The 21,407-nt window shown below is 50.2% G+C and carries 19 protein-coding genes and 3 pseudogenes; 12 read left to right on the top strand and 10 right to left on the bottom strand.

What is annotated here, in order from left to right; all coding sequences use genetic code 11:
- Positions 1 to 64 precede the first annotated feature (64 nt).
- Together JQR90_RS24535 and JQR90_RS24530 are read left to right on the top strand one after the other, a co-directional pair.
- On the top strand, positions 65 to 391 hold the full coding sequence (locus tag JQR90_RS24535; RefSeq protein ID WP_434141380.1) for a hypothetical protein: 327 nt from the start codon (positions 65 to 67) through the stop codon (positions 389 to 391).
- Positions 392 to 451: 60 nt separating this feature from the next.
- Positions 452 to 1,939: a hypothetical protein gene (locus JQR90_RS24530; RefSeq protein WP_434141382.1), complete on the top strand. Its 1,488-nt coding sequence runs from the start codon at positions 452 to 454 to the stop codon at positions 1,937 to 1,939.
- 329 nt (positions 1,940 to 2,268) lie between these two features.
- Here the strand turns inward: JQR90_RS24530 and JQR90_RS24525 are convergent.
- From JQR90_RS24525 to JQR90_RS24515, 3 genes and pseudogenes are all read right to left on the bottom strand, one after another.
- Positions 2,269 to 3,254, bottom strand: a pseudogene (locus tag JQR90_RS24525) (IS5 family transposase).
- Complete coding sequence (locus JQR90_RS24520) at positions 3,251 to 3,499, bottom strand: lysozyme inhibitor LprI family protein (protein ID WP_434141384.1); 249 nt, start codon at positions 3,497 to 3,499, stop codon at positions 3,251 to 3,253. Before JQR90_RS24520 ends, JQR90_RS24525 begins: the two are co-directional and overlap by 4 nt.
- 136 nt (positions 3,500 to 3,635) lie before the next feature.
- Positions 3,636 to 4,595: an endonuclease gene (locus JQR90_RS24515; protein WP_434141386.1), complete on the bottom strand. Its 960-nt coding sequence runs from the start codon at positions 4,593 to 4,595 to the stop codon at positions 3,636 to 3,638.
- A gap of 214 nt (positions 4,596 to 4,809) precedes the next feature.
- On the opposite strand from JQR90_RS24515, the pseudogene JQR90_RS24510 reads away from it, so the two are divergent.
- Positions 4,810 to 5,943: pseudogene (locus JQR90_RS24510) on the top strand (RNA-guided endonuclease InsQ/TnpB family protein).
- A gap of 18 nt (positions 5,944 to 5,961) precedes the next feature.
- Here the strand turns inward: JQR90_RS24510 and JQR90_RS24505 are convergent.
- The 3 genes and pseudogenes from JQR90_RS24505 to JQR90_RS24495 all read right to left on the bottom strand — a co-directional run bounded on the left by JQR90_RS24505 (position 5,962) and on the right by JQR90_RS24495 (position 7,969).
- Complete coding sequence (locus JQR90_RS24505; protein WP_434141388.1) at positions 5,962 to 6,909, bottom strand: antitoxin Xre/MbcA/ParS toxin-binding domain-containing protein; 948 nt, start codon at positions 6,907 to 6,909, stop codon at positions 5,962 to 5,964.
- Between the two features lie 467 nt (positions 6,910 to 7,376).
- Positions 7,377 to 7,505 (bottom strand): annotated as a pseudogene (locus JQR90_RS24500) (PIN domain-containing protein); the annotation flags it as partial.
- A gap of 2 nt (positions 7,506 to 7,507) precedes the next feature.
- Positions 7,508 to 7,969 (bottom strand): helix-turn-helix domain-containing protein, encoded by a 462-nt coding sequence (locus JQR90_RS24495; RefSeq protein ID WP_434141390.1) that lies wholly within the window; start codon positions 7,967 to 7,969, stop codon positions 7,508 to 7,510.
- Between the two features lie 246 nt (positions 7,970 to 8,215).
- Here JQR90_RS24495 and JQR90_RS24490 point away from each other — a divergent pair, with 246 nt between their 5' ends.
- From JQR90_RS24490 to JQR90_RS24470, 5 genes are all read left to right on the top strand, one after another.
- Positions 8,216 to 10,198 (top strand): hypothetical protein, encoded by a 1,983-nt coding sequence (locus JQR90_RS24490; protein ID WP_434141392.1) that lies wholly within the window; start codon positions 8,216 to 8,218, stop codon positions 10,196 to 10,198.
- A 1,648-nt stretch (positions 10,199 to 11,846) separates the two neighbouring features.
- Positions 11,847 to 12,644 carry a ParA family protein gene (locus tag JQR90_RS24485; RefSeq protein WP_010799181.1) on the top strand — a complete coding sequence of 266 codons (798 nt, stop codon included), beginning with the start codon at positions 11,847 to 11,849 and terminating at the stop codon, positions 12,642 to 12,644.
- Positions 12,641 to 13,609, top strand: a complete 969-nt coding sequence (locus tag JQR90_RS24480; protein WP_434141394.1) for a ParB/RepB/Spo0J family partition protein — start codon at positions 12,641 to 12,643, stop codon at positions 13,607 to 13,609. The genes JQR90_RS24485 and JQR90_RS24480 overlap by 4 nt, the downstream gene beginning before the upstream one ends.
- On the top strand, positions 13,610 to 14,452 hold the full coding sequence (trfA, locus tag JQR90_RS24475; RefSeq protein ID WP_010799179.1) for a plasmid replication initiator TrfA: 843 nt from the start codon (positions 13,610 to 13,612) through the stop codon (positions 14,450 to 14,452).
- 767 nt (positions 14,453 to 15,219) lie between these two features.
- Positions 15,220 to 15,495 (top strand): hypothetical protein, encoded by a 276-nt coding sequence (locus tag JQR90_RS24470; protein WP_434141396.1) that lies wholly within the window; start codon positions 15,220 to 15,222, stop codon positions 15,493 to 15,495.
- A 93-nt stretch (positions 15,496 to 15,588) separates the two neighbouring features.
- Here JQR90_RS24470 and JQR90_RS24465 read toward each other — a convergent pair whose 3' ends face one another.
- Positions 15,589 to 16,482 (bottom strand): ParB/RepB/Spo0J family partition protein, encoded by an 894-nt coding sequence (locus JQR90_RS24465; protein WP_404629373.1) that lies wholly within the window; start codon positions 16,480 to 16,482, stop codon positions 15,589 to 15,591.
- Positions 16,483 to 16,776: 294 nt separating this feature from the next.
- Between JQR90_RS24465 and JQR90_RS24460 the strand changes: the two genes are divergently transcribed.
- Positions 16,777 to 17,022, top strand: coding sequence for a DUF7740 domain-containing protein (locus JQR90_RS24460; RefSeq protein ID WP_434141398.1), 246 nt, complete (start codon positions 16,777 to 16,779; stop codon positions 17,020 to 17,022).
- Between the two features lie 139 nt (positions 17,023 to 17,161).
- Here the strand turns inward: JQR90_RS24460 and JQR90_RS24455 are convergent, their stop codons facing one another.
- The 3 genes from JQR90_RS24455 to JQR90_RS24445 form a co-directional block, all read right to left on the bottom strand.
- The gene (locus tag JQR90_RS24455; protein ID WP_239382998.1) at positions 17,162 to 18,115 is read right to left on the bottom strand and encodes a hypothetical protein; all 954 of its coding nucleotides are present in this window, start codon (positions 18,113 to 18,115) and stop codon (positions 17,162 to 17,164) included.
- Positions 18,116 to 18,189: 74 nt separating this feature from the next.
- Complete coding sequence (locus tag JQR90_RS24450; protein ID WP_414479242.1) at positions 18,190 to 18,405, bottom strand: response regulator transcription factor; 216 nt, start codon at positions 18,403 to 18,405, stop codon at positions 18,190 to 18,192.
- A complete protein-coding gene (locus JQR90_RS24445; RefSeq protein WP_239382999.1) occupies positions 18,387 to 18,638 on the bottom strand; it encodes a response regulator transcription factor in 252 nt (83 codons plus the stop codon). Before JQR90_RS24445 ends, JQR90_RS24450 begins: the two co-directional genes overlap by 19 nt.
- Before the next feature lie 527 nt (positions 18,639 to 19,165).
- Here JQR90_RS24445 and JQR90_RS24440 point away from each other — a divergent pair.
- The 3 genes from JQR90_RS24440 to JQR90_RS24430 all read left to right on the top strand — a co-directional run bounded on the left by JQR90_RS24440 (position 19,166) and on the right by JQR90_RS24430 (position 21,370).
- Complete coding sequence (locus JQR90_RS24440; protein WP_434156963.1) at positions 19,166 to 19,291, top strand: hypothetical protein; 126 nt, start codon at positions 19,166 to 19,168, stop codon at positions 19,289 to 19,291.
- A gap of 519 nt (positions 19,292 to 19,810) precedes the next feature.
- Complete coding sequence (locus tag JQR90_RS24435; RefSeq protein WP_434141400.1) at positions 19,811 to 20,857, top strand: formylglycine-generating enzyme family protein; 1,047 nt, start codon at positions 19,811 to 19,813, stop codon at positions 20,855 to 20,857.
- Between the two features lie 48 nt (positions 20,858 to 20,905).
- Entirely contained in the window at positions 20,906 to 21,370 is a 465-nt protein-coding gene (locus JQR90_RS24430; protein WP_434141402.1) for a hypothetical protein, read from the top strand.
- Positions 21,371 to 21,407 lie beyond the last annotated feature (37 nt).

The raw sequence follows: 21,407 nt of genomic DNA, 5'->3' as shown, positions 1-21,407 counted from the left end.
TTCGATATGGCCTGACCCAGTACTTTCTACCTCGCGAATGTCGCAAAGAAACCAGAGGTGATTTATGAAAGAAAAGCTGAGTCGCGCCGCACGCGCATCGAAGTCCGTATACAACGCTGGAGGTGAGCACTATCACTTCAACATGGGGTGCCTAGTGGCAGGGGAAGCACGCATGCTCGCGGCAATGCAGGCAGAAATCATGGAGAGCAAGAAGCTTCCCTTTGAAGACGCAGCCGTAGCTGCCGCTGCGGAGTTCAAGATGATGAAGCGGCTTGAGTCTGGCGAAGAGCGTTTCAAGTCAATCCGTGAACAGGCAACAGCATCTGGGTCTGCATCTGCCGACCAGGCGCCGGATGCGTTAGTGTTCCCATCCCAAGGACTGCTGGCCTAACCCCGTCAACTGCCGCCCCAGGAGTGGTCGGGGCGGCAAATTCAAACAGAAGGGCACCAAGTGGAAAACGACGAACTCAGACGCAAAATTCAGGCTCACCCGGAAATTCAGAAATGCTCAGAGGGGCCGTTCAGTCGTGCATTCCTGAGGGGGCGTGCATGGATCAACACCCGCACCCTTGATACGGTGTGCTACAAATGGATTCACGAAACGCATTCACTGGTCGAACTCATCTGTAATTATTTGCTAACCAAGGACGAACGCAACGAGGTTTTCCCTTCAAATTATGACTTGGGGAGTCTTCAAAAACTCAATACGGCTAGTACCCGAACAGCACGCGTATCCGAATACCTCAAAGCTGCCTATGAGCGAGACCCAAAGCCTTTATTGAAATCAGTAAAAGAAGATATCAAGGCGTGGACGGGGTACGACTTTAAAGACTATTGCGAGGTCGACAATAGCATCGCCACCAAGGTGCTCTGCGCGATCTACGAATTTCGTGTACTAATTTATCCAAGACTCACGAGCCTGTTGGAAAATCCAACCTCGGAAGACAAGTACTCCTCTGAATTCAGAAGTGCGTGGCCAGTTGAAATTGATGGGACATCAGCTGACAAAGCGAGAAGCATCGTTTCGACTATCTCAGACCTCAAAGCCATGATGACTTTTCAGATGAGTCGTGAGGATGATGACTTAAGACGGCTCATGCTGCTCCTTCAAAGCCAGTTTGAGAGTCGTACCTTTCCCGATGTCCTCAGCACGATGAAGGGATATCGTGTAGCGAAAGAGCAATCCATGCGGAGGGTGCATCAATACTTACCGAAAGGCCCAGGCGCAAGGGTCGGCAGACTCGACCGAGTTCTCTTCGTGCATTTGACTCTGCTTGAGATCGAGCACAAACGATATGCGACCGATGCTTTAGTCGAATTCCTTAAAACCGATGACAGTATCCCTGCACTTAAATCACTAGAGTTATGCAGAGAGTGGCTTTACGACGAAGGGGAGTTTGACGACCAAACCATTTTCGGATTGGTCGCTGATATCACAGGAGTTTTGATCGAGCAGGAGGATTGGCAATCCTACTGGAATTGTTCGACGTTGATATTATCCATGAGGTTTGTGTTCAGAAATAGCGCCACATTAATCGAGCGGTTCGCTGCTCTAGTGACCCTTGTAGGATCTTCAATACAGCAACTAGAGTATCCAATCTGGTGGAAAGGTTACACCTCAATAAGTCGACGGCCATGGCTCTACTTAAAGAATGCAATGGACAGCTTGCCGAGGCTCGGAGTTACCAATGCAATAGATTCGATCCCCTATGGTTATCGGGAGTTCTGGACACAACGCTACTACCTCATTGTTCATCGCTGCATGGAAGCTGAGGAGGTATGGAGCGACTGCAACACCTGCGAGAGCAACGAAATTAGAATGGTTGTCGACATGTTTCGCTCGACAGGCATTGATGAAGCGATTGAGCTGGCCTCCGATTACATTCAGTACAAAGTCGAGAACAGCCTAGAGCAAACAGTCAAAATCATGGAAAATTAGAAGACAAAGCGCGCCCTTCTTCTAGCTACAAAGCTAGATTCGGTACATGAGGCATGAATCTCTCCACTATCGTGGTTACCTTTGAACATCTGCTTTAGCCGCTCTCTGCCAGTTGTGACCGGCAGAAACCGACCCAAAGTAGCTATTGGAGAACCGCGGCCTTGTGAAGAAAATCGAATTTGACATAAATAAAATTGATCTGCCAAACACTAAGGAAACTCCGATTAAGTCAGCAAGTGACAGCCGATTGGCGACCGAATCGATTTTTTAACCCGGTCTTCGGCGACAAGCTTAACTAGAAACCCGGCTTTTGGCCGGGTTTCTGCGCTTTATAGACGCACCTCTCCTGCATCGGTCAGCAAATGTCGGCGGGCCATCCACAGGTTCGACAGGGCGAACAGCGTGACCAACTGAGCGGTGTTCTTGGCCAGGCCCCGGAAGCGCACCTTGATATAGCCGAACTGCCGCTTGACCACCCGGAAAGGATGCTCGACTTTGGCTCGTACCTGCGCCTTGGCCTTCTCGATCTTGCGCTTGGCCTTGTAAAGGGCGCTGCGCTTGCTCAACTGCTTGTAAGTGCTGCGCCGGGCAGCGATCTGCCAGATGACCTGGCGACCTTCATGCTCGGCACGCCTCTCCACGCCGGTGTAGCCCGCATCGGCACAGACCACGTTCTCCTCCCCGTGCAGGAGTTTGTCGACCTGGGTGACATCCGCCACATTGGCGCAGTCCCCACGACGCTGTGCACCAGGCCAGACTCGGCATCGGCACCGATATGCGCCTTCATGCCGAAGAAGTACTGATTGCCCTTCTTGGTCTGGTGCATCTCAGGATCGCGTTTGCCTTCTTTGTTCTTGGTTGAGCTGGGCGCATGGATGATGGTCGCATCAACGATAGTGCCCTGGCGTAGCGACAGCCCGCGTTCGCTCAAGTGGCCATTGATTACAGCCAGGATGCCCGTCGCCAGTTCGTGCTGCTCCAGCAGGTGGCGGAAGTTCATGATCGTGGTGTCTTCTGGAATACTGCCTTGGGTCAGCGACAGCTTTGCGAACTGGCGCAGCGAGGTGATCTCGTACAGCGCTTCCTCCATGGCCGGATCGCTCAGGGCGAACCAGTTCTGCAACAGGTGAATGCGCAGCATGGTTTCCAGGGGATACGGCGGACGACCATTTCCAGCCTTTGGGTAGAACGGCTCGATCAGTGCCAGGAGACCAGCCCACGGCACCACCTGCTCCATTTCTACCAGAAAGCGTTCGCGCCGGGTCTGTTTGCGTTTGCCGGCGTACTCGGCATCGCAAAAGCTCATCTGGGTCATACGGCGGCGCTCGGGTTTAGCAAAGGTGGCATTTCACCAGATCGGCCGGGACTTTTCCGGAGTTTCCCTAGACATACCTCCCGGTCCTCGTTACGAGACAGGCCTCCACTCATCAAGGTGTAGTAGGCCTCGCAGTTGTCGTCTCTAAACTTCAACCACGCTCGTTGGCTTTGCCTCAAACTTTGGCTTAGCTCTTCTTTAGGTACTAGTCCGCCATCAAAGCCACCCGAGTCAATCTTGTGCACGATGTCGCGATAGGTTCTATTGAGCTTCGCGTCAACTGACTCCTCGGGATCGGGCGTAACACAGGGCTCCTTGCATCGCTCCTGCGCTTGAGCCTGAAAGACGATGCCCGCTATACCCGTATGGATCGATGCTTTGTCACTTGCAGTTACCTGCCTTACGATACCCGGCCGCCTGCGCCTCAGCCTCGGAACTGAACGGTACCTGATTCTTGGCCGAGACCTTGGTATAGCTTGGGCATCCCTGAGGCAGGTGATAGATGTGGCTATTCTTGTTACCAATAATGGTTTCAGGCGATATAGAGTTGCTAGTATTAGCCGGCTGGGCAGCTTTCTGATTTCGTGCCGGAATCGGGCTGACGATACCCTCCCCTACCGGCTTGTACCCCAGGGTCCACTGGCGCTCACCGGTTACGAACGGATTGTGGTGGCCCATCACTGCGGCAATACGGTTGTCCCGTTCCTTTTCCCAGGCGGTAACAGGATGCTGCCTGTCCCAGGCCATGAGGAGCTGCTGTTGCTGGCGCGACATGGACAGGTCAAAGCGATCGTACATGTAGAACGTTACCCGAGCCGTCAGGCCCTTGACCTCATCGCGGGGCTCGGCTGAGCGGCCGGCAAAGTCAACTTTCGTCTTGCACTGCCCATACTGCGGTGCCACACCAGTCACCATGCCGTACTGGTAGTTGCTTCGATCGCCATTGACCTCGCCCACCGAGGGGTAGAGGTTAAAGATATCCGCTTCCATGGCGCGAAAGATCGGATCGTCCGAGACACAGTTCTTGCGCCCGCCGTTCTGCCAGCACTGGCGCTGGTGACCAAAGATCCAGGCGGGGACGATATGCTCCCACTCGATGCGCTCGGCCCGGTTCTGCTGCGAGCGCGTCTGATAGCCACAGGACGCCAGGTCAATGCGTCCACCCGACTTGCCGGTCCAGGTCCAGTGACAGCCGCAATACAACTCACCTTGAGCGCTGCTGCCCTGGTCGAAATAGACCTTTTGCTTGGCCACAACCTTAGCCTCGGTAAAAGTAGCGGGTGGTTCGGCCTGAACGGCAAAGGGTAAGAGCAAAGCAAGGGAGAGCAGGACTTTTTTCATTACAGTATGCAGGGCAAACGAGACGGACCGGCATTATAGAGGGTGGTCAGGGATTATGCTGGCGGGAAGGTCTCTCGGCGATCATCAGTTTTGCGCGAGATACCCCGTACTTGTAGTGCGGGGAGGGATAGCGCGGCGCGCAAAGCGTGCCCTCTTATCGCTTCCTGCTAAGGGCCAATTTCTATCTCACATCAAGTTTTGTATGTTGTAAGGCATGACTAAACGCGCCTACAAATACCGGTTCTACCCAACGCTTGAACAAGCAGAGCTGCTTGCAAAGACGTTTGGCTGCGTGCGTTTGGTCTATAACACAGTGCTTCGCTGGCGTACCGATGCGTTCCATAAGGAACAGCAGAAAATCGGCTATGCCGCTGCTAGTGCCTACCTGACCGCACTCAAGAAGCAGCCGGAACTGGCGTTCCTGAATGAGGTTTCCTGCGTCCCTCTTCAACAATCCCTGCGCCACCTGCAGACTGCGTTCAAGAACTTTTTTGAAGGACGGGCCAGGTACCCCACCTTCAAGAAAAAGCGAAACCATCAATCGGCAGAGTTTACGGCATCAGCATTCAAGTATCAGGATGGCAAATTATACTTGGCCAAGAGCACCGAGCCATTGGCGATCAGATGGAGTCGTGCCCTGCCGTCAGCCCCTTCTACCGTGACGGTTTCAAGGGATGCAGCTGGGCGCTATTTCGTCTCGTGCCTGTGTGAATTCGAACCTCAAGCCTTGCCCGTCACGCCGAAAATGATCGGCATCGACATGGTGTTTGTACCCTCCGAAGGCGAGCCGGTTGCCAATGCTCGCCATACAGCCAAATACGCCTCCCGGCTGGCGTTGGCGCAGCGCCGTCTGAGCCGTAAAAAGCTCGGCTCTGCCAATCGAGCCAGGGCCCGCCAGAAGGTTGCGCGTATTTACGCCAGGATCGCTGATTGCCGACTCGACGGCTTGCACAAGCTGTCACGCAGACTGATTAACGAAAACCAAGTGGTCTGTGTCGAAACTCTTGCTGTAAAAAACATGATCAGAAATCCCAGACTGAGCAAAGCCATCGCCGACGCGGGTTGGGGTGAACTGGTCCGCTAGCTGCAATACAAGAGCGCCTGGGCAGGCAGGCGAGTGGTCGCCATAGACCGCTGGTTTCCAAGCTCAAAGCGTTGTTCTGGCTGTGGGTTTGTAGTGGACCTGATGCCGCTTAGCGTCCGTTCGTGGGTTTGCCCTCAATGCAAGGCAGAACATGACCGGGACGTGAATGCCGCCCTTAATATCAAAGCGGCCGGGCTGGCCGTGTTAGCCCCTGGAGCGAATGTAAGCGGCACAGGTCAAGTACCTGTGTCCTGTTCGCAGTGAATTGGGAATCCCCGGCCTTCAGGGCGGGGAGCAGTCAATCTGCTGGGCAATCCAGCCGTAAATGTAGTCCAAGACCTGTTTAGCCCCTTCCTCCGTATCTACCAGATCTATCGGGCAATTTCCGTCTAGGTATTCATTAGGGCTGTTCATCCACTTAAACGCATTGCCTTCACCTCCCCTGATTGGAATGGCTAAATTCAATACCTGCCGTAACAGGTCAGGACGGGCATACCATGACTCAGGCTTGATGGTAGGTCTACGGCCTTGAATGACCCGAGGTAATTGGCACGCTGCCAGCTCCGCATGCGTGATATGAGTTCTGACCCAGTGCGCTAGCTCTGCCAGACTCGTATTGGGGATTCGCTGATGATCCGAAGTGGGAACGACGATTCCTATCTTTACGTCGGTATGTTCTCGGATCATTCTTAAGGCAGGGACAATATCCGTGTCATTGGTGACAATAACCGCATGGTCAATGACGCCTGTCAGTGCATCGTGGTAGGCATGAAGCGCAAGATTCACATCGCTCTGCTTCTCTTCTACTTTCCAGGCCTGGATTTCTTGGCAGTCCCGAGGAGGCTGATCAGGATTTTCGGCATCAACAATACGAACCTTCATCTTGTTGACTGCATAGTAGCCTTCTATTACCTCTACCCTCCCCTTATAGTATTTCGCCAGGGCTGTGTGATATCTGGCCTGTGAAGAAACGGAGTCTGGCGTCTTGGCAACCTTTTCAAGAATTTTGGCAGTAAAAAATTTAAGGCCTGGGTTAACAAGAAGAGAGCCGTAAGGTGTGTTACCAGACTCATTCTTGAGCAAAGCAGACGGCAAGATTTGCTTTTCGAAAAGGGCAAGCAGGTCAAGCCACTTATAAGCCGTACCCTTCAGGCAGCCATAATAAAAATTATAGCCATCAACATAAACCCGAGTACGTAGAGGCCCTGAGGGAGGAAGCAATCCCGGCATGTTCATACTCCATAAACGAAAAAACCGGCTAAAGCCGGCTTTTTCCCCCTCAAATCAGATGGTCAAGCCACACCGATCATGAGGGTTAGTTGTTAAACTGATTATGCCATTCTGATTACAGAATACAAGGACTTTTTAGGGACTATTTAGGGCCTCGGACTGCCAACGAAGGCAGCGCTCAATTAGAAAAATCCCCCGCTATGGTCAATCTGGTGGCATAACGTACTGTTAAAGTCCAGCTAGATGCTTCGACCTCTAAATGAAGTTTTCATCCCTATTAGGCGTTAGGGCGTCTCATGATGAGACACACCAAAATTTTACCTTTAGCAGCGGCTACTTCTGGTCAAACCTGTGTCAGTAAATGGGCGAAGCGCTGCAGACGCTCGCTGGCCAACTGCATATCCTATGGTCCATAGCCAGCGGCGGCCAGATTGGCTGTCACCTTGTCGATCTCTGTCTGACTGGCCTTTATGAATCGCCTGGCTCCCTCGGGCCCGAAACTGGCCAGACAAACCTAGCCGCATAAGAAAATCTCGAAGTGGCGCCGGGTACAAAGCACATGCGTCGTAAACAGCTGTAAAGGGGGAATGCCTCATTCTTAACCCATGCCTAGCTCTTGGGACTGCTGGGCAAGTTCGGCCATCGCCTGCTCACTGGCACGCTCACGCGTTTCCTTGTAGTGCATCAGGTCGGCAAACCTCACCCTACGGTGCTTGCCGGTCCGATGATAGGCTAAGACGCCCTCTTCAAGCAGCTTGACTAAATGAGGGCGGGACACATTAAGTAGATCCGCAGCCTCTTGAGTTGTCATTTCCGCATGAACAGGTACCACCTTTACGGCGTTTCCATCAGCGAGTTCTGCCAGAATGTCTACCAGCAGGCGCAGCGCCGAAGTAGGCAGCTCGACCTGATGCGCCTGTTTCTGATCTTCAAAGATCTGAATGTGTTGCGTCTCGAACTGGATTGCCAGGTAGGGCGCCAAGGCATGATGACCCTGCACGGCCGCCCTTACCTCGCCCTCGGTGGGCATAGTCATCTTGGATTGAGCTATAGTGACCATAAATGGCTCCTCTACAAAAGCATTCTGCACACTTCAGATTAAACGAGATAATCAAGGCAAAGGATGCGCTTGGGCATATGCCTACTACTTGCATACCTGCAACTACAGGTACGCAACCGACGTGTTGTCGTATAGCACTACTACCCGCTTTACGAGGAGATAACCTCGAGAAGCAGTAGCGAACCTATAAAACCCTCAGCCTAAGATGTTGTGGCCCTTTCCAACTGTCTCTGACCGGTTTTCCAAATGAGCATAGAAACCCATATATTCCCTCAAGCCTGGGAGGAGCACCTAACTGAAGAGGCTCCTGTTAGCAGACAAAACACCACTCTGCCTACCGGCGCACATACGCTGGGCTTCAAAGACATGTCCTTCGAGCAGTTTGAGCAGTTCTGCTGGTGGCTTTTGAGAAGAGATCACGATCTGGTTGGCTGTCAGCGACTAGGGCAGATGGGAGCTAAATCTCAACAGGGTATCGATCTCTTTGCCTTTGAACGTAGCCGTCCGGATCAGCTTCATGTTTTTGAATGTAAATGCAGACGTAGTTCAGGTAAAGAGCTTCTGTCTGCGGTTGACACTTTTTTAGCAGGCGAGTGGGCGAATCGTGCCCGTAAATATACCCTAATACTGGCGCAAGACGGTCTTCAATCGCTTTCTGATTACTGGCTAGAGGCTAATCGAAAACTTCATGGAAAAGGCATCGAGGGTGATATCTGGACGGCCGAACACCTTACAGAAAGACTTCAGGATGCACCTGACGTGCTGTTGAAGTTTTTCCCTGGAGCAGATAGCCAGCAATTCGGTAACGCCTGGATGGCAAAGGTGGGCTTCACAGAGAAACTTCTAAAAGCCATCACAGATCCACGGCCTGAAATTGCAAATCTGGCAAATGATTATCTAGTTCACGCAAACCTGAAATCGAGCCAACTTGAGACACACTATTTTGATGAAAAGCACTGGTCTATCAAGCAACCCTTTATAGATCTGTCGTCGTTTCTCCCAGCACCCGATCAGTATCCAGGCTCAGCTGCAGTCTCCATTAAGCTCCCTAGTACCGGAGGCGTGACAGTAGTTCTTGATCAAAAATGGCTTCTTACTCATTTCTTAGGTAACAATGGCGAGCCGGTCTCTACCAAGACGAGACCCTTTTACCGAGGGACCTACGGGCTGGGTCAGTTCAAGCACATTGTTGATCTCAACAATTGTCAGTTTCATGTTTCAGATCAGGTGCTTCAAGAGATAGTAGGGATAGCTGATCGACTTTCTGATACCTATCTCAATTCTCTTCGCAATCTTGAAGCTGAGTTGAAAGCAAACAATTTCCCCGTGATGCAAAGACATGGCACCCAGTTTGTACTATGCGTTGTTGAGAAGGACGTATGGGATGTACTCATAAGCTTCGCTAATGCTCATGAGACAGACAACGGCAACACCACATGGCATATATTTCACAGGGCCTTTAACCGGATAATGCCCTACTCTCCCTCAGGGTACAGGGCCATGTTATTTGGAGAGTCCGTTGATGAGCTATGTGATGACCATGAGATAGCGATACTTTGGAACGCGTCCAGCTACCATTCCTCTTCTGACAACGTTACCTGGTCCTGCCAGGAATGCTATCGCTGGTTGACACAGTTTCTGCTTCCCGCTGCAGGGCATTGGCATGCGAAGCGAAGCCTGAAATGGCGAAGAGCCTGTTTTAGCCCAATCAAAACCTATCTGAACTTTAAGGAAACTGTTTCCTATTACAGCGGGCCCGAAGCATTTAAAACGGTGCAGCATACGGCCTTGCTCGACAATCACCGCTATAGAGAGATTGGTCTTGTCGCAACGGTGAGTATCTTGCAGGCGTTTTTTAACAGTAGCTGGGTTAGCGATCGAGCCTATTTCGATGCGGGCCAATTATCCGCCTTGTATGGGACACTACTGATCCTCTTGCCAGCACAGCGTGGACATCCCAGCTATATCTGCGCAAAATTAAATCTCAGCGCAAACTATCCTAATCATCTAGAGCTGGCACAGGCTGTCGAAGCGCTAATGGTTGAAGTCAAACCCTGTACCGATACTCACCTCATCGATAATGTGATGCGCGCTATGCTAGAAACACTTGATGGTGACGCCAGTTGGGTGTCTGCAGCTGATCAAGAACGTATCTTTGGAGCTTTGTTTCCCTTCATGATCTTTCATGACCAGAAGCAGTTGATTAATCGCCACAGCCTTTATCTTTAAGCGATACGGCAAATCTCCTTCGATGAATTAAAGTGTCTCATCATGAGACACTTTTTAGATCAAGTGCTAGCCACCAGCATCTTTCTCACAAATGGCGTTTGGCCTCGCTTTCAAGATGACGCCTAGCCTTTCTAAAGTGGTCTCGTCTGCTGCTCACATCATTGCCTTTACTGCTGAAAACCGGCGCCTCCCCAGTGCCTGCAAAATAGCCGAGGCTCCATAGGGCATCATGTTGACAGGCGGTGGCGATTGGCTCAGAGCGCAAGTGCTTAATGTGCCTACTCGAAGCCCCATTTCCGGAGCGTAAAGCGGAGAGAGTGAGCAGGTCAAACACAAAGGCCGCTGTTTCAAGGAGTGGGACAGCCACGGTTTGGCAGGATACAAATTCCGCTCTGCCTCGCTCCTTTAGGACGCCCGCGAATGCTGGTACTTCAATGTAGTGGTTGATGCCGATAGCAAGCCAGGGCTTGGACAGGGTTAGGTAGGCGTCGACCTTGGTCTTAAATAGATTGCGAAAATTCAGCGATGGCAGCAACCTTGAGAAACGGCAGTTCTAGTGTGATCTAGGGCCAAAGCTTGCCTCGCCCAACACAGCCAAAACAGGAAACGTATCCATACTATTCACGCCAGGATCACCACCCGGCGCAATAATGCGCTGCACCAGTTCAGCCGCAGGTTGGTAAACAGCTACGGCACCATCATCGTGGGCGACGTAAGCCCTTCGAAACTCGCCAAAACCAAGATGCTAAGTCAGTGCTGGATGCTGGCTGGACAATGCTGGAATGCAAGTGCGTTCGCGCAGGTATTGTTTTCAAGGAAATAGCCGAGGCATACACCACTTTACATGCTCAGCTGGCGGCATCCCGACAGGGGTCAAAGAGCGTCTATAAGAGAATAGGTTTGCAGCAAGTACAGTATCGGTTACGACCGCGATATCAACGCAGCCAGGATTATTTCTGCGCTCGGGCAGAAGCGCCTATCAGCGGGATACCTGTCTTTTTAGAGCACCGAGGATACCACCCGACCTATAAGAATCGGACTCATGATAGCCCGTTACTATCATAGCTATGCCCTTCATTTCTTCAACTCAGCAGCGAGACTTCTAAAATCTCACAAGGCTGCCTCAGAAATTTCCAAAAGTATTCTTGTATTGATACCAATCGAAGAATTAAGCATCACATCGTAAGCCTTGTAGTTTTAACGGCCTTTACACAAAGTGTCTCATCATGAGACACCAACGATGTCATTCCCCTTGAGCAGATTGAGAGCGCAGCCTAGCTACTACATATGTGAGGTTTTCTACAGTCGTTCATGTGTCTCATGATGGAACACTTAAACTTCATATAGACCTGACCCCAGGATGGAAGGAACAGAGCTGCGGTGGCTATGCCAAATACGAGATTAGGCGTAAGGGGACTAGGAACCATGCAAGTGTCTCATCATGAGGCACTTGCATGCCAAGGCGGAAAACGATACTCAACCCGCCCGCAATAAACGATCTGCTCTAAAAAATTACCCTATCGCTTAATTTTTTGTAGCTGATCATAAGTATACTTAAGCTGATTGGGCCTATGAGAAGGGCATAAATGTCTCATCATGAGACACCTATTTTCAGCTTCACTCTGAAGCGAAGGGGGAATGAAAGACGATGGATTCATCAAAGGCGACCGTCATTGCTGTAGCCAATCACAAGGGCGGGTGTGGCAAAACAACGACCTGTATAAACCTGGCCGATAATCTAGCCCAGATGGGTAAAACCGTTCTGGTTATCGACATGGACCCACAGGCCAACTCAAGCCTGCATATCGGAATGAACCACCCTGCCGAGATACGCTATACAGCCGCTGAGATGCTGCTAAATCTTGAGCTCCCACTTCAGGCTTTCATTCATACCGATACTCGCGTTGAAGGCGTAGCGCTGATCTATGGGTCAATGGGATTAGAGACTATTGGGGACACGCTTAAGAATAGTCATCCACGTCCGAATGAGGTGTTGCGTGCCCGGCTTGAGCCGCTGCTGGAGCACGTCGACTACATCATTATCGACTGCCCTCCTTCGCTACAGATTCTCACCATGAATGCGTTGGCTGCATCGACTCATTATCTAGTCCCGCTGGAATCAGGTGCGCCTTATGGAGCCTATGGGCTAAGTGACCTTAACAAGCGGGTAGGGCAGATCAAGCTGATTAATCCCACGCTCGAATTCTTGGGCGCCCTGCTTATCTGGCATGACGACAGGTTAAGCCTGTGTCGCCAGAATGAAGAAGATGCAGCCAAGATGTTTGGCAAGGTCATCCCGATCAAGATCGGCACGTCCTCAAAGATCAACCAGTCAGCTGCCGTCAAGGTACCGCTGCGCCTTATTGACAAGAACAACCACATTGCAAAGCAGTACAAGGAACTGGCTGAGCATATTGATAGCGTTGTAACCAAGGAGTACGCATGATGCCCGCACAAAACAAGCAAAAGGAACAAAAGCCGACCGAAGCCAAGGCCGGTAATGCCAAGCCGGGGCGCTTGAATGCTTTCATGGTTCAAAACGCTTTCTCAGCCAATTTCCAGGAGCATCAGCAAAAGCAGCTAGTAGGCAATCCCCTGTCGGGCCGTACAATCAGGTCTATTGAGGTTGACCAAATCACCTCTAGCCCTTATCAGCCCCGTCTGGAATTCGATGAGACCTATATTGAAGAGCTGGCTCGATCCATTGAAGAAAATGGTCTGATTGAGGTCATCAAGGTTCGCCCCGTGCCCACCGGGTACGAGCTGGTTGCAGGTGAGTGCCGACTTCTCGCACACAAGAAGCTGGGCCTTAAGACCATCGATGCAGAAATAGTACAGATCTCTGACGCCGAATCTGCTGTCCAGGCACTGGCAGAAAATATCCATCGTAAAAACCTCAGCGACCTGGAAATCTATCTCTCGCTTGATCGCTTCGAAGGCGCCTTTTCTACCGCCAAGCAGGTCGCATCACTGCTTGAGATGAGCCGTGCCCATTTCTATCGGATCAAGGCATTTGAAAAGCTTCCCAAGCCTGTTATTGATCTTCTCAAGACCAAACCCAGACTAGTCTCTGCGCTTTCGGCTGCCACTGTTGCCAAAACCATCGGTACACTGTTCGACGAAGGTGTGTCCAAGGCTGAAATTGAAAAGGCGCTGATTGTGGGGGTGCGGGACATGATCAGTGATGAAAAGAAAGTACCCAACCTCTCAGCGTTTCTGACCAAAAAACTGGCTCAGAAACCTCAAAAGCCCGCCGCAGAAAAGGAAGAGATCATTGTAGGTCACAAGCCTGTTGCGGTATTCGAGCGCAAGGACAAGTACCTGCAGGTACGCTTGGACAGCCAGACGTACAGTCCCGAGAAGGAAGAAAAGCTTAAGGCATTCCTCGAGCAGCTAGCACTGGAGGCGTAGATGACTGAGGAGGGCAAAAAGCGAGGCAGGGGCCTGGCCAATATCAAGGCCAGAGCTGAGGCGGTCGAGGCACAGAAATCGTTGCAGCTACCGCTTTGGGCAGAGCCCCTACGCAGTGCTCCAAATGAAATCCTACGTACCGCGCTGTTTACTGCGCGCAATAAAAAGCACCCCAGAGTCTATATCTCCAACCAGATTCTCTCCTATGGACAGACGGCTGTGTTCTATAAGGGTGAGGAGCTGCGTCAGGATGATCTGGACGTATGGCTTCAGATCCTGCACATGAGCAGAGGAAAGGAGCTGGGCAAACCGATCGAGTTTACCTTTTCTGAAATCAAGAAGGCGCTTGGCTGGGGATACGGTAAGTACTATACGCAGCGCCTGATCGAAATCCTGGATCGACTCTCCGCTACCACCGTCAGGATTGAATCCACCCGGCTCAAATCAGGTAAAGGGATGTCGCTCGTTAGAAGCTTTATCTATCAGACCCCTGACAACGAGGTTTCAGATGTCTGGTCCGTCGAAATCGAACCGGAGATGGGCGTGCTGTTTGGTATAGACGGTGCCTATAGTACCCGGCTGGAATGGCAGCAACGGTTGAACCTGGGGCCATTGGCAAAGTGGCTGCACGGCTTTTACAACTCCCACAGGGACCCGTATCCGCTGCACTTTGAGATGCTGCTTGAGGTATCTGGGAGCAGCGCAGCGCAAAAGTCCAAGGCCAAGCAGATGGTCAAGGATGCCCTTGAGGAACTGATAGAAGTTGGCTTTCTCAAGGAGATGAAGATTGATGCCAAGGGAATGGTCACTGTAGTTAAGGCAAAGGGCGCTGCTACGGTTTAGCTACTTCCCTCGTTGTAGATCAGGCGGCGTTGAAGCCGCCGTTTTTTTGCCTGTCTATCAGCAGCTGAAAATGAGGTATAGCCAAAAAGAGTCTCTACCTCATTTTTAGGTTTTGTCGCTTTATCACCGATACCGCTAGCCAACCCTGGCATAGATATCACCGAGGGGCGGGGCTTCCTACCTAAAAATGAGGTATGGATGAGCCGTTTAGAGCAGCTATTAGAAAGGCTTGGTGGGGAGACACAACAGCTCTACCTGCTGCACCTGAAAATGAGGTATTTCTCTGCCAATGGTTAAAACAAAAGTTCTCCGCCTAAAAATGAGGTATTGGCTTCGCGCTTATGCGTGGTTGTATTAAAAGCAGCGAAAATCCTTAAAAAGAGGTCTTCGACCTGAAAATGAGGTATGCACGTTTGTAGTGCACCGCCTTCTAGCACCGACCTAAAAATGAGGTAGGAAAGAAAACGAATGGAAAAGGGCGAGGTAAGAACTGATTTGAAATCACAGCTCGATGACAGCCTGAAAGGGGAGGGGAGACCTAAGTCGATTTGATTTTCAGGCGTACCTCATTTTTAGGTGCAAGAGGAGGGGCTAGCAAGACGCGAAAATCTACTATGGCCAGAAACCAATAAATACTTATATATCAATCACTTATTAGCGTTTTATACCTCATATTGAGATCAGATACCTCATTTTCAGGTCGAGATACCTCATTTTTAGGTCTGCTCAAAAGTGGCATTTGGCAGCATTTTTCCGCTCTGTAAGCCTTGAAAATCAAGGATTTAGGAAAAAAAGAGCTAAAACAGGCCCGCCACGTACCTCATTTTGAGGAACAAATACCTCATTTTGAGGCGGATATACCTCAATTTGAGGCGGATATACCTCAATTTGAGGAATGGATACCTCAAATTGAGGTACAGCCTTATCCAAAAATATTATTTAAAATCAGTAACTTAAAGCATTTAATCACAGGCCTTAACCGTTCTTTAACCATCTTTAACCGCTTTTTAACCTACAAAGGGTTCTCTAAAGTAAAAGCTTAAAGCAGTGCGTACAGTGCTAACACCATCTAACGCCTCCCCGTAAAGCGCCGATGTTTTAGCTATAAAACACCGGCGGTCCATTTGAGTGGCACGTTACATCAGCGCCGAGGCTAACCGCTGTTTTAGTTCATCTTCGGAAAATCTGGAGACCACATCGCTTGGAAACAAGATCTGCACGGTTCCCTTGGGTGTTCGCCTGAGCGAAAAGATTTTGCTTCCTGTCTCACTAAAAACAGCCGATCCGGTGTTTCGAGTATACGGATTACGGGCCTTGGCAACGGCTCTCATCAGTTTCTTCGCACCTATCTCACCTGAGGCGATTTTTGGGGCAAGCGCAATGAGGGGCTCAATGTTGTCCTTATCCTCGGAAAGGCTCAATAGAGCACGAGCTGTGTGGATGCCCACCTTTGAAAACGTACCAATGGCCTGGGAGACAGGCTCAGGAATTCGGGTATAGACAAGAATATTGGTGAGTGCCGAACGATCAATCCCCAGATGAATAGCCAGCGAGGCCTGACTGGGAAAAATGCCTCTATCCAATACCTTTTTGTAACTAAGGGCTTTGGCCCAACTGGAGATATCCTGGCGGTGTTCGTTCTCGATCACCATCTGCTGATACGCATCCTGATCATTCAGGTCGCGTACAAAGGCCTTCACCTGTATTCCAAGGTCCTTACATATTTTCAAACGTCTGCGCCCGTAGATCAGCTCGAAGCGTCCTGCAGGGGCCTGACGAACCAGAATCGGGATGGATTGCCCATGATGGGCGATGCTATTCATGAGTTCGGACAGGTCTCCAAACTCTTCTACCGGTCGATCGACCAGCTCCCATTCATCGATGAGATCCGGATCCAAATCAATGACCTGGTTAAGCGAAATGGAATCTTTCTTTATCTCCGGAAGAGGGGAGGGGGCCTGTGTAGTGCTCAGGTGTTGCTCTCGGCTCTTTGCAAGAAAAGAAACGTGGCCTTCGGATTTCGATGTCATGGTGACTCCTGGCATGGAAATACAAATTAGCTGTCAGAAACAAGGCCTACAATGAGCGACCCTAAAGCACGAGGATCTCCCACGTCGGCAACTGAAGTTATGTGCCAGAAGACTTTAACGCAGGTTATAGGCGAGCTAGGGCCGTGGTTGCTACCCGCGCGGGTAGGGAGTAGCCGGATTGACCCTACTTATTTGTCTTGACAACGACTGATAGATCTGAATTAAACGCTTGATGCATCATTTGTATTCAACCTGCGACAATCTGGACATCTATCCTATAGGACGGAAGACACTTTGCGATTTATTGATGCAGTCCTGTCACTGGCACTCATAGCGGAAATACATGGTACAGACCGGGCGGTAGCTGAGGCAGCCAAACGCTTCTCCAAACAACTGCCCAGACGTTACCGGCAGTACATGTTTGACGTCATGAACAGCTCTTCGCCGCTTCGCCATGTAAGGCTATTCATTTCAACCCTGCCAGAGGATCTCTTTCATACTGAAACTGATTGGTCAGATCATGGAAAGAACGGATCTTGAAGACAGTGACGATGGCTAGCTTATAAGCTCAATATAAAAACCCCAAGCAAATAGCTTGGGGGTGGTCAAATGACGCATTTTTATTTGCTACCTGTACCAAACTCAAAAAAATAGAGGACCATTAAAACCGTCTTCAAGCTCAGGCTTCACTAAGGGTCCAGGTATTAGGCAGAAGACCTGATGATTTATCACTTGCAGCTTTTGTCAGTGCGTCGTTTACCGCTTTTTCGTACTGGTCCTGCGCTAGCTTACTCAACGACGAAGCTTTGGAGTTATCAAAGCTGATACGAACCGTTTTTTTACTGGCATCAACCTTAATCTCTTTTGGCTTGAGTCCTGTAGCAAACTTTGAAATAAGCTGATGTGTTACGTATGTTACTGCAACCGTAGTTAAAGTAGTGCTGAAAGCAGCAACCACAAGCACGGTTTTGCCTGAGCTCAGGTCTTTACCTGCGTTGATTGCTCCTGGTACCCATTGTCCATTTGCATTGAAACTTATAGTTTCAGTCGTTGATGTACCGTCAAATGTGACAGTACCCACCAGGCTTCTATCATCGGCGATAAGCGTACCTGTATTCTGAGTATTGCCAAACCACACCTGGTATTGGTCTATAGGTGTAAGCGTTTCTGGTGCACCAGAAGGTTCCATGCCGCTCTGCTTATTCACCCAAATGGAATTGCCTTTGTTGTCCATTAGGACAGAATGAGGATTGCCAGCTAGAGAGTTAAGAATCGTGACCATACCAGGGGCAGCTGGCGCCTCGTTGTTAGCCTGGCCAAAAATTCCATTCTCATCGAGTGTGATGCACTGGCCCAGGGCAATAACTGCCGATTCCCCACCGGAAGTAAAACTGACTGCTCCCTCTCCCAGTGGATCGTTTGTATAATTCACTTGATAGTTAGGGATTGTGATATCAAATGTGTTTGTATGCTCATACGAAGGCTGGTTGACTGTTGCGACTGGACCCTTGGACTGCCAGATAACTGTGCAAACGCCGTTAACCACTTTTGCCAGATATAGATTGTAGTGATTATTCTTTTGCGCTGCTAACTGGGCGACGTCGATATCGACAATTACTGTTTCGCTAGCCATTTCCGTATCCTCTTATAGGTCCGAACCCATTGCCCGGACGGTTTTAAAATACGGCTTCATAAATTGCATAAACATCACTCCGATGGAGTATTTTCGTCTTCAAAAACATGTGTGTACGCGGCTAATTCGGAAGCTGAGTGAATTCCTAGTTGCGAAAAAATATTGCGGCGATGCTTACGTACTGTTTCCACGCTTATGAAAAGGGTCCTGCCGATCTCTTTACTGGTGTTGCCTTCTGCAACGAGGCGGGCTATTTGCTTTTGGCGGATGCTCAAGGTGGACCATGCCATGTTTTGTAGAGGCCCAGGCTAAGATCTTGCGAAATCAATGCGGCTGCATAAGCAGAGAGCTGCGCTGAGCTATGAAGGCTAAGCTTGTATAAAAGATTTGAACGATGCTTTCTAACGGTAAAGTAGGCAATTCCCAGCTGGTCAGCGATTTGTCTGGTATTTAGTCCTTTTCCAATTAATACAACAACTTCATGCTCGCGCTTGGTTAAGCGCCTTGGAGGCTCTGGCTCCATGGCATGTTTCCTAAAGTTGTACGAGTTTTGCGTGTCTATCCACGCGCGGAAATCGACTCCAAAGCTACTGGCTTTGATGAGCCGATTTTCGGGTTGATTTACTTCAAAAAAGCTAAGCAGAGGGCCATTAATGGCGTTTGAATATTCAATTGATAGTAAAGAAGAGCAGACTGACTCAGGTTTAGAAAGAGGTTAAATCGCTTACGAAGCGTTGTACATGCAAGGTTATGGGCGTTGCGTCATGAGTTAGTTCGTGAGTGTCTTTACTGCACCTTGCCAGGCTTTTAGCCCTCCGAATGCTACGATTGGATTCCAAACTGTATTAGCTGCTTATTTTCAATCAGCGATCTTCAGTCGGCAGGCCGACTAGTAGCCTCTAATAGATCACTAGATAATCATATTCGCCAGTCGCAGGAGCGTGCAATCGGGGTTGTAGATACCGGCTAGGTTCAAACCTGTTGGAAATAGGCCGTGCATAGTTTGATTTCCAAAAGGTCAGTGAAGTACGCGCCAAATATGGAAGGTGGTTGTTTTCGAATTTGGCCAGGTTGCTTACACGCAAGGTTGGTAAGGGTTTCGATGAGCGGAACCTTCGATCTATGCCCTGTTTTTATCGGGCATTTCCAATTTGGAACGCAGTGCGTACCAAATGAGCTGGTATCCTCTCTATCGGATAGATGTGCCAAAGCAGCAGGGGAGTGCATCCTCTATGGACTTCAATATTGCCCAGACTTAGGCGACCTGAATACGGTTGTTGGGGTAGCGGGTAAGCTGGAAGGAACGAGAGAAGAACCAGACTACGATGTACAGCCTGTACATCGATCGTTCCGATGTCCTTTGAGAAAATACATTCTGTACATTGTAATACCAGCCCGTATAAACCTATCTCCCATTAGCCTCCTCCTGACACATCCCACATGAGCCTTTTTCCTTCCTTTTTTCCTTTTCTTTTCCTTAGTCTTTCCTTCTTTAGGGATGGCTGGTTGGGGAGGGGGTTTTTCGATGTATAAGATGTACGGCTGGTATTATGGATGTATAGAATGTACAAAGTGGTAATAGGGTATGAGTACTTATCTTCTATTAACTGACTCATAGGGATAGGTGTTAGGTCTCTTTAGGGCCTACACACATACCCATTTTGCCGGCATGGACAGCCTTGCATATGAGTGTACATGTTACCCTTTTACCTGATTGCTATTTCAGGGATGAACATGACTGCGCGTATCCTGGCTGTTTCACTTATCAGCCTCGGCCTTTTGGCTGCCTGCGACTCTGACTCCGCATCGCTTCCCCAAAGCAGCGTTCTGTTACCTGAACAGGTGCAGGCTATTGCTCAAGGGATTGAACAGAAATACCCAAATCTCTCGGGTGCCAAGCAAGGGGAAGTTCTGGCGCTTGCGATACGCTCCCTCGACGAGATGATCTTTGTTGAGGGCGGCGAGTTTGAAATGGGTGACTTTGGCTGGATCTGTGATTTTGACCCCGCTCAGAAATGCGACTGGCCGTGTGGGGAGGAACCAGAGAACCTCTGTCCTATTACACCCGATAGTGATAATCCGCTTCATCAGGTCAAGCTGGACAGCTATTACCTAGCTAGCAAGAAAACGACGTTGAAGGATTTTGATCTCTTCAGAGAGGCACAGGGTCTTGAGGTTTTTAATAGAGAACAGCGTAAACGGGATGATTTGAAACAAAAATACCTCCCTACTAATCCAGCTCCCACTAAAGACTGGCAACAGGCCAAGGACTACTGCAACTGGATTGGCGAGCTCAGCGGCTACCCAGTGGACTTGCCTACAGAAGCACAGTGGGAATTTGCAGCGCGAGACAGAGGGAAAAAGATTCTTTACCCAACCAATGATGGTACGCTGCAAATCGGAAAGAATTTTCCAGATAGAAATACTCGACCAGGGCGCCCCGCTATGCCAACGGCAGTAGATAGCTATCCGCCAAATTCTCTAGGCCTATATATGGCAGCAGGGAGCGCTACAGAATGGGTCAATGACTGGTACAGCGAGAGTTACTATAGAGAGTCGCCAGTACTGAATCCCCTCGGCCCTGAAAAAGGTACTGAAAAGGTGGCTCGTGGCTTTCCGGCAGGGGATTCCCCCTGGTCTTCAGCCTATACTGTCTTGCGGAGAAAAGATCGCCTTGAGGGGAAGTACTTCTATCCGACTCAAAGTTTCAGATGCTCGTTACAGTCCAGTAAAAAGCTTTAAAAGCCAAGTGCATTTGCCTGAGTATTATCATCCCAACGCTTGCACGCCATGACTAATCGCTATCCCGGTTTCAACGTCTATGCCTCCTCTGGCGCCCTGAAATTCGAGCTTGCAACGAATCGATCGGGCGAGCCAGTCATCAGTGTGGATGGCGCTAACAAGTCAGGTGATGGCTACGACTGGGGCCACAAACTTACCTTTCAGGTAACGCCTCGGGAAACCACGCTTTTCATGTGTGCTGTGACCGGACTGGTACCCGAGTTCGAGGCCAGAAACCATGGTGAGGATCGCTCCAAGTCATTGCTGCTGCAGAACCAGCCAGAGCGCGGTGTGTTGCTGCTCAGGATGCAGGCGCCAGGGCGCTCCATCATCGTGCCGATTACGCCGGATAAGGCCTTTGAGCTGGGCTGTCTTGCGATGCGGGTACTCTCCTCACAGGTTGGGCTTGACCAAGCCACCTGCTTTTCAATGCTCAGAATGACCGCAGCAAGGCTCTATCAGCAGAAAAGCTGAAGATATCCGCTAGGCTTAATACGAATTTTCTCCCTCA

The sequence above is a fragment of the Pseudomonas sp. JZ114 genome, assembly GCF_051027705.1.
Classification (GTDB): Bacteria; Pseudomonadota; Gammaproteobacteria; order Pseudomonadales; family Pseudomonadaceae; genus Chryseomonas; species Chryseomonas luteola.
This window is presented reverse-complemented; position numbering and strand designations above follow the sequence as displayed.